General features: G+C 49.2%; 6 protein-coding genes and 5 tRNA genes. 5 read left to right on the forward strand and 6 right to left on the reverse strand.

Annotation, left to right across the window (positions count from 1 at the left end):
• Positions 1 to 3 precede the first annotated feature (3 nt).
• From FEK47_RS10460 to FEK47_RS10470, 3 genes are all read right to left on the reverse strand, one after another.
• Positions 4 to 79: transfer RNA gene (locus FEK47_RS10460), tRNA-Val, on the reverse strand.
• Positions 80 to 125: 46 nt separating this feature from the next.
• Positions 126 to 201: transfer RNA gene (locus FEK47_RS10465), tRNA-Val, on the reverse strand.
• Positions 202 to 245: 44 nt separating this feature from the next.
• A tRNA-Val gene (locus tag FEK47_RS10470) sits at positions 246 to 321 on the reverse strand.
• Between the two features lie 258 nt (positions 322 to 579).
• On the opposite strand from FEK47_RS10470, the gene gltX reads away from it, so the two are divergent.
• Entirely contained in the window at positions 580 to 1995 is a 1416-nt protein-coding gene (gene gltX, locus FEK47_RS10475; protein WP_135487457.1) for a glutamate--tRNA ligase, read from the forward strand.
• A 52-nt stretch (positions 1996 to 2047) separates the two neighbouring features.
• On the opposite strand, the gene FEK47_RS10480 is transcribed toward gltX, so the two are convergent.
• Both FEK47_RS10480 and FEK47_RS10485 read right to left on the reverse strand, forming a co-directional pair.
• A complete protein-coding gene (locus tag FEK47_RS10480) occupies positions 2048 to 2440 on the reverse strand; it encodes a YfeC-like transcriptional regulator (protein ID WP_130216872.1) in 393 nt (130 codons plus the stop codon).
• A 1-nt stretch (position 2441) separates the two neighbouring features.
• On the reverse strand, positions 2442 to 2801 hold the full coding sequence (locus FEK47_RS10485) for a YfeC-like transcriptional regulator (protein WP_130207360.1): 360 nt from the start codon (positions 2799 to 2801) through the stop codon (positions 2442 to 2444).
• A gap of 220 nt (positions 2802 to 3021) precedes the next feature.
• Here FEK47_RS10485 and FEK47_RS10490 point away from each other — a divergent pair.
• The 3 genes from FEK47_RS10490 (at position 3022) to FEK47_RS10505 (ending at position 5610) form a co-directional block, all read left to right on the forward strand.
• Positions 3022 to 3097 (forward strand) — tRNA-Ala (locus tag FEK47_RS10490).
• A gap of 39 nt (positions 3098 to 3136) precedes the next feature.
• Positions 3137 to 3212, forward strand: a tRNA-Ala gene (locus FEK47_RS10495).
• Positions 3213 to 3420: 208 nt separating this feature from the next.
• On the forward strand, positions 3421 to 5610 hold the full coding sequence (locus FEK47_RS10505; RefSeq protein WP_135487459.1) for a sensor domain-containing phosphodiesterase: 2190 nt from the start codon (positions 3421 to 3423) through the stop codon (positions 5608 to 5610).
• 227 nt (positions 5611 to 5837) lie between these two features.
• On the opposite strand, the gene nupC is transcribed toward FEK47_RS10505, so the two are convergent.
• Positions 5838 to 7040 (reverse strand): nucleoside permease NupC, encoded by a 1203-nt coding sequence (nupC, locus tag FEK47_RS10510; RefSeq protein ID WP_064526382.1) that lies wholly within the window; start codon positions 7038 to 7040, stop codon positions 5838 to 5840.
• Between the two features lie 335 nt (positions 7041 to 7375).
• On the opposite strand from nupC, the gene FEK47_RS10515 reads away from it, so the two are divergent.
• Positions 7376 to 8614 (forward strand): Nramp family divalent metal transporter, encoded by a 1239-nt coding sequence (locus tag FEK47_RS10515; RefSeq protein WP_130216878.1) that lies wholly within the window; start codon positions 7376 to 7378, stop codon positions 8612 to 8614.
• Positions 8615 to 8781: the final 167 nt, after the last annotated feature.

Raw genomic sequence — 8781 nt, forward strand, 5'->3', positions numbered from 1 at the left:
AAGTGGTGGGTGATGACGGGATCGAACCGCCGACCCCCTCCTTGTAAGGGAGGTGCTCTCCCAGCTGAGCTAATCACCCACTTCGGTACTTCACATTTTTACAAGAAATTTAGCTGGCGAGAAAGTGGTGGGTGATGACGGGATCGAACCGCCGACCCCCTCCTTGTAAGGGAGGTGCTCTCCCAGCTGAGCTAATCACCCACTTCTCAATTTCTTGCTACACGGCGGAGACTACATAAAGTAGTTGGTGGGTGATGACGGGATCGAACCGCCGACCCCCTCCTTGTAAGGGAGGTGCTCTCCCAGCTGAGCTAATCACCCCCGCTGTGTGGAGTCGCATTATAGGGAGAGTTGGAAATGAGTCAACGCATTTTCTAAAGAAATTGTTCGTTCGTCGTAAATTTAAGCAAGGTGATCGCAAAACAGACCGTGTTGCGCAATTTGTCAACGAAAACAATAATGCGTAAGGTAGCAACCCGAACTACATTGAGGAATCAGGCGGGAGTGATAGAATATCGCCCACTCAATTTTTCCAGGATTTGCCGGTTGTCGGCATCTTTCTAAACGTAAGGCCATTTCATGAAAATCAAAACTCGCTTCGCGCCAAGCCCAACAGGCTATCTGCACGTTGGCGGCGCGCGTACTGCTCTTTACTCCTGGCTTTTTGCACGTAACCACGGCGGTGAGTTCGTGCTGCGTATTGAAGACACCGATCTTGAGCGTTCCACGCCGGAAGCTATCGAAGCCATTATGGATGGCATGAACTGGCTGAGTCTGGAGTGGGATGAAGGCCCGTACTTCCAGACCAAACGTTTCGATCGCTATAACGCGGTTATCGATCAGATGCTGGAAGAGGGTACTGCCTATAAATGCTACTGCTCTAAAGAGCGCCTCGAAGCGCTGCGTGAAGAGCAGATGGCAAAAGGCGAGAAGCCGCGTTATGACGGCCGTTGCCGCCACAGCCATGAACATCACGCTGATGATGAACCGTGCGTTGTACGTTTTGCTAACCCACAGGAAGGTTCCGTTGTTTTTGACGATCAGATCCGTGGTCCGATCGAGTTCAGCAATCAGGAGCTGGATGATCTGATTATCCGCCGTACCGATGGTTCTCCGACCTATAACTTCTGTGTGGTTGTCGACGACTGGGATATGGAAATTACTCACGTCATCCGTGGTGAAGACCATATCAACAACACGCCACGCCAGATCAACATTCTTAAGGCCCTGAAAGCGCCGGTGCCGGTTTACGCGCACGTTTCTATGATCAACGGTGATGACGGTAAAAAATTGTCCAAACGTCACGGTGCAGTCAGCGTAATGCAGTACCGCGACGACGGCTATCTGCCAGAAGCACTGCTGAACTATCTGGTGCGTCTGGGCTGGTCCCACGGCGATCAGGAAATCTTCACTCGTGAAGAGATGATCAAATACTTCACCCTGAATGCCGTCAGCAAATCTGCCAGTGCGTTCAACACTGACAAACTGCTGTGGTTGAACCATCACTATATTAACGCGCTGCCGCCGGAGTATGTGGCTACTCACTTACAGTGGCACATTGAGCAGGAAAATATTGATACCTGTAACGGCCCGCAGCTTGCTGAGCTGGTGAAACTGCTGGGCGAACGCTGCAAAACGCTGAAAGAGATGGCGCAAAGCTGCCGCTATTTCTACGAAGATTTTGCTGAGTTCGATGCCGACGCCGCGAAAAAACATCTGCGTCCGGTAGCGCGTCAGCCGCTGGAAGTAGTGCGCGATAAACTGTCTGCTATCACTGACTGGACGGCGGAAAATGTTCACCACGCGATTCAGGCAACGGCGGATGAACTGGAAGTGGGCATGGGTAAAGTTGGGATGCCGCTGCGTGTCGCCGTTACCGGTGCAGGGCAGTCCCCGGCACTGGATGTTACCGTTCACGCGATCGGTAAGACACGTAGCATTGAGCGTATCAACAAAGCGCTGGCCTTTATTGCTGAACGCGAAAATCAGCAGTAATTAGCGTATAAAAAGATAAACGGCAGGAGATAATATCCTGCCGTTTTTTTATTTATGCTGATTCGTCAATATCGAGACGGGCGAGGAAATTGCGAATTCCTTCACGTGACAAAAATTGCGCGACTTTTTCCTGCTCAATGTCTGTCATATTATCTATCGCGTTGATGATTTGTCGATACGCCGGGGCGCGTGCTCCAGGAGCGTATTCAGCAATTCTCTCTTCAGCTTCCATCAACATTGGTGTGTTATGGAACGCAGGTGTGTTCTGAATAAACTCGCAAACCTGCGAATCGACCAGAATAAGTCTGGCACGACCTCCTTTCACGCCGGGAAATTTTTCCGTTCTCCAGCCCTTTTCTCTGATCCAACGGTTAACAGTTTGTTTAGCCACACCCAGGCATTCCGCCAGCTCTTCGGTGGTCATTTTATTACGTAATCTTTTCATATTATTTGCTGTCGCGAATCCCTAAGCGTTGTAATAATCCGATAATCCCTTCCCGCAGAAGCAAGGATGTAAACTGTTTTTGTTCAAGAGGCGTCATCTCTTTCGCCAGCGTCACCAGCAGCACTTCAAGCGGCGTATCGGCAGACAGTTCAGGAGCTTCTCTTTGATCGTCCGGACGTTCTGCATTACGAATATATTCACGAACTTGTTTATTGACGTGAATCAGTCGGGCCTTGCCACCCTGGACACCTGGTTTTGGTGATGTCGTCCAGCCTTGCTTGCGTACCCATTTATTAATGGTCTGGCGGCTATAACCGGTCAGCCTGGCAAGTTCATCTGGCGTCATCCTCTCCTTGAACATAACAATTCCCTGAATGATTGCGGGTCTATTAGTGGTTCATTTTATAACACCACTTTACAAGAAACCGTGACAGGAATAACTACTGAATGCGAGCGACTATCCAAAATAGTTCATTTGCCTGATTTTTCAGCGATTGAAACTACGCCTTGCAATTTGCCGTTGACACATTCGGGCGGAATTCATATGATGCCGCCCGTCAACTCGACAAGCTTTACGTGATGGGGCTATAGCTCAGCTGGGAGAGCGCCTGCTTTGCACGCAGGAGGTCTGCGGTTCGATCCCGCATAGCTCCACCAAATTTTGCACCCAGCAAATTTGGTACGTAAACGACTCGTGGGGCTATAGCTCAGCTGGGAGAGCGCTTGCATGGCATGCAAGAGGTCAGCGGTTCGATCCCGCTTAGCTCCACCAAATTTCAAACCCTCGCTGCGAAGCGGGGGTTTTTTGTCTCTGCTTTTTGCCGCTTTTGTAATACAGTCTACCTCCCAGGTTAGTGTTGCCTGTTGGAAACAGCATTGGATGAAATATCGGCAACAGGTCGGTCCCTGTTTGCTTCGCGATGCGAATAAACTTATTATTTGTGTGCCTTAAAACCCCGATCAGTGAGAGTAGTGTACTCATGTTTGTGGAGCATAACCTGATAAAAAATATCAAGATATTTGCACTAGCGTTTACGCTCACCGTGGTACTTATTCAGCTATCCCGTTTTATATCGCCACTTGCTGTTATCCACTCCAACTATATTTTCCTGGCGTGGATGCCGCTGTGCGTAATGCTATCAATATTCTTTATCTTCGGCTGGCGCGGTGTCGTTCCTGTTTTATGCGGAATGTTTTGCACCAATCTGTGGAATTTTCATCTCTCATTTTTGCAAACCGCCGTCATGCTTGGCAGCCAGACGTTTGCTGTGCTATGTGCCTGCGCAATATTACGCTGGCAGTTGGGAACGCGTTGGCGCTATGGATTAACCACCCGAAACGTATGGCAACGTCTCTTCTGGCTTGGTTTGGTGACGCCGTTCGGCATCAAATGCAGCATGTATCTCGTGGGCAGGTTCTTTGATTTCCCACTAAAGATATCAACCTTTTTCGGCGATGCCGACGCGATTTTCACGGTCGTTGATTTACTAAGCCTTTTCACCGCCGTGTTGATTTACAACATGCTCTTTTACTATCTCACTCGCATGATTGTAAGTCCTCACTTTGCGCAGATATTGTGGCGCAGAGATATCGCACCGTCGCTGAGTAAAGAAAAACGCACATTTACCTTAAGTTGGCTGGGGGCTCTTAGCGTTCTGCTACTTTTGATGTGCACGCCTTATGAAAACGACTTTATCGCCGGTTATCTGGTACCTGTTTTCTTTATCATCTTTACCCTTGGTGTCGGTAAACTTCGTTATCCGTTTTTAAATCTTACCTGGGCTGTATCGACGCTTTTCCTCCTGAATTACAACCAGAATTTTTTACAAGGGGTGGAAACAGAATATTCGCTGGCATTTATTCTCGCGGTGCTGATTTCCTTTAGCGTTTGCCTGCTTTACATGGTACGCATTTATTATCGTAGCGAATGGCTTAACCGTCGCTGGCATTTGCAGGCACTGACCGATCCGTTAACGCTATTACCCAACTTTCGTGCACTGGAGCAATCGCAGGAGCAAGAGGCTGGTAAGAGTTTTTGCTGTCTGCGCATTGATAATCTTGAGTTTATGAGTCGCCATTACGGGTTAGTAATGCGCGTTCATTGTATCCGCTCAATTTACCGTACATTGCTGCCATTGATGCAGGAAAACGAAAAGTTGTATCAATTGCCGGGGAGCGAATTGCTGTTGGTACTGACCGGGCCGGAAACGGAAGGGCGGCTACAGCATATGGTTAACGTTCTCAACAGTCGGCAAATCCACTGGAACAACACCGGGCTGGATATGGGCTATGGTGCTGCCTGGGGACGTTTTGACGGTAATCAGGATACCCTGCAGCCAATGCTGGGGCAGTTAAGCTGGCTGGCAGAACAATCCTGCGTTCATCATCACGTGCTGGCGTTGGATAATCGAGAAGAGATTGCATCCGGGCAGACAACCAAGCAGGTGTTGTTACTCAATACAATCCGTAAGGCGTTAGATAAGGGTGATTTGCTGCTCTATGCCCAGCCAATTCGCAACAAGGATGGAGAAGGTTACGATGAAATCCTTGCGCGTCTGAAATACGACGGCGGCATAATGACGCCTGATAAATTTTTGCCGCTTATTGCCCAATTTAACCTTAGCGCGCGATTCGATTTACAGGTGCTGGAATCCCTGCTGAAGTGGCTGGCAACCCACCCTTGTGACAAGAAAGGCCCGCGCTTTTCAGTCAATTTAATGCCGCTCACTCTTCTGCAAAAGAATATCGCCGGGCGAATTATTCGTCTGTTTAAACGTTACCGTGTCTCTCCGGAGGCTGTGATTATTGAGATCACTGAGGAGCAGGCGTTTTCTAACGCAGAAAGCAGTATGTACAATATCGAACAACTGCATAAGTTTGGCTTCCGTATTGCGATTGATGACTTTGGCACAGGCTATGCCAACTACGAACGGTTAAAACGTTTGCAGGCTGATATCATCAAGATTGATGGCGTCTTCGTTAAGGATATCGTCACTAATACACTGGATGCGATGATAGTGAGATCAATTACCGATCTGGCGAAAGCGAAGTCATTGAGTGTGGTCGCGGAGTTTGTCGAGACGCAACAGCAGCAGGCGCTATTGCATAAGCTCGGGGTGCAATATCTGCAAGGGTATTTAATTGGTCGCCCGCAACCATTAGTTGATTAACAGGCGTAAAAAAGCCGGGGAATTATCCCCGGCATTTGAGGTAGATGACAAACGGACAATTGCCTGATGCGCTGCGCTTATCGGGTCTGCATGGAAACACAATCTATTGAATTTGCGTTGTTTTGTCGGCTTAGTAGGGCATTTACGCCGCATCCGGCATAAACAAAGCGCACGTTGTCAACTAACTGAAGCCGGGGAATTATCCCCGGCTTTTCTAATGGATTCACTTACAGTACCAGTGCTGCGATTGACGCAGACAGCACACTCACCAGCGTAGAGCCGTAAACCAGTTTCAGACCGAAGCGAGAAACCACGTTACCTTGCTCTTCGTTCAGGCCTTTAACGGCACCCGCGATAATCCCGATAGAAGAGAAGTTAGCGAAGGATACCAGGAACACAGAGAGGATACCTTCAGCACGCGGAGAGAGCGTGGAAGCAATTTTCTGCAGATCCATCATTGCAACGAACTCGTTGGAAACCAGTTTGGTTGCCATGATGCTGCCAACTTGCAGTGCTTCACTGGAAGGAACACCCATCACCCATGCAATTGGATAGAAGATGTAGCCCAGAATGCCCTGGAAGGAGATGCTGTAGCCAAACCAGCCAGTCACGGTAGCAAACAGAGCGTTCAGTGCAGCGATCAGGGCGATAAAGCCGATCAGCATTGCGGCAACGATAATGGCCACTTTGAAGCCTGCCAGAATGTATTCACCCAGCATTTCGAAGAAGCTCTGGCCTTCGTGCAGGTCGGACATCTGAATGTTTTCTTCACTGGCATCAACACGGTAAGGGTTGATCAGCGACAGCACGATAAAGGTGCTGAACATGTTCAGTACCAGCGCAGCAACGACGTATTTCGGTTCCAGCATGGTCATGTATGCACCAACGATGGACATAGAAACGGTGGACATCGCCGTGGCTGCCATGGTGTACATACGATTACGGGAGATTTTGCCGAGGATATCTTTATAGGCGATAAAGTTCTCGGACTGACCCAGAATCAGGGAGCTGACGGCGTTAAAGGATTCCAGTTTGCCCATGCCGTTGACTTTGGAGAGCAGGAAACCAATTGCACGGATAATCACCGGCAACACGCGAATGTGCTGGAGAATACCGATCAGCGCAGAGATAAAGACGATTGGGCATAGCACTTTCAGGAAGAAGAATGCCAGGCCTTGATCATTCATGCTACCAAAAACGAAGTTAGTCCCTTCGTTGGCAAATCCGAGCAGTTTTTCGAACATTTCGGAGAAGCCTTTCACGAAGCCCAGACCAACGTCGGAGTTCAGGAAGAACCACGCCAGTAACACTTCGATAACAAGCAGTTGAATAACATAACGGATACGAATTTTTTTGCGGTCGCTGCTTACCAGCAGTGCGAGAATCGCAACAACGGCAAGTGCCAGTACAAAATGAAGGACGCGGTCCATATTTGCTCCAAATATGAGGCAGGTTAAATTTCCGTGCACATTCTATGTAACATGGGTAAGGAAAACGAGATCTGACACACACTATAATGACGTCCTGTGACAAGCTTCAAAAATAGTGACCTGTCATACATTTTTGCTATGTTGTGTATGGAAGCTGAAAGTTATGTAAATGTGCTAACATTAAACATAATTATAACATTCAAATCATCAATCTTTTCGTAGTCATAATCCTGGTCTATCAGAGAAATCACCACAATCCATTTAAATGAATTTGATAATCATTCTCGTTTGACATAGCATGAAACATAGCAAAGGCTATGTTTTAGAGGCACAAGATGACGAACTATCGCGTTGAGAGTAGCAGCGGTCGGGCAGCGCGCAAGATGAGGCTCGCATTAATGGGACCTGCGTTCATTGCGGCAATTGGTTATATCGATCCCGGTAACTTTGCGACCAATATTCAGGCGGGCGCCAGCTTCGGCTATCAACTGCTGTGGGTGGTCGTCTGGGCCAACCTGATGGCGATGCTGATTCAGATCCTCTCGGCCAAACTCGGGATTGCCACTGGTAAAAATCTGGCGGAGCAAATTCGCGACCACTACCCACGTCCGGTAGTCTGGTTCTATTGGGTCCAGGCGGAAATTATTGCGATGGCGACCGATCTGGCGGAATTTATTGGTGCGGCGATCGGTTTCAAACTCATTCTTGGTGTTTCTTTATTGCAGGGGGCGGTGCTGACAGGTATCGCCACTTTCCTGATTTTAATGCTGCAACGTCGCGGGCAAAAACCGCTGGAGAAAGTGATTGGTGGGCTTCTGTTGTTTGTCGCGGCGGCCTACATTGTTGAGCTGATTTTCTCCCAACCGAATCTGGTGCAGTTGAGCAAAGGTATGGCGATACCGAGTTTACCGACTTCGGAAGCGGTCTTCCTGGCGGCTGGCGTGTTAGGGGCGACGATTATGCCGCATGTGATTTATCTTCACTCTTCGCTCACCCAGCATCTACACGGTGGTTCACGCCAGCAACGTTACTCTGCGACCAAATGGGATGTGGCGATTGCCATGACCATCGCTGGCTTTGTCAATCTGGCGATGATGGCAACGGCTGCCGCCGCGTTTCACTTTTCTGGTCATACTGGTGTTGCCGACCTTGATGAGGCTTACCTGACGCTGCAACCGCTGTTAAGTAATGCTGCGGCAACGGTTTTTGGTTTAAGTCTGGTGGCGGCGGGGCTTTCGTCAACGGTAGTGGGTACGTTGGCAGGGCAGGTGGTGATGCAGGGGTTCATTCGCTTTCATATTCCGCTGTGGGTACGCCGTACGGTAACCATGCTGCCGTCATTTATTGTCATTCTGATGGGATTAGATCCGACACGGATTCTGGTTATGAGTCAGGTGCTGCTCAGTTTTGGTATTGCTCTGGCGCTGGTGCCGCTGCTGATTTTCACCAGTGACAGCAAGTTGATGGGCGATCTGGTGAATAGCAAATGGGTTAAACAAATCGGCTGGATGATTGTGGTGCTGGTGGTAACGCTGAATATCTGGTTGTTGGTGGGAACGGCATTGGGGCTGTAGTTGAATGAGCGCCGCATCAGGCACCACTGGCGGATGCGGCGTAAAACGCCTTATCCGCCCTACGCGTTAAATGGAGCGGGTTTGTAGGCCTGCTAAGACGCGCAAGCGTCGCATCAGGCACCACTGGCGGATGCGGCGTAAACACTTTATCCGACCTTGTATTATCC

Source organism: Escherichia sp. E3659 (assembly GCF_005781135.1).
GTDB lineage: Bacteria > Pseudomonadota > Gammaproteobacteria > Enterobacterales > Enterobacteriaceae > Escherichia.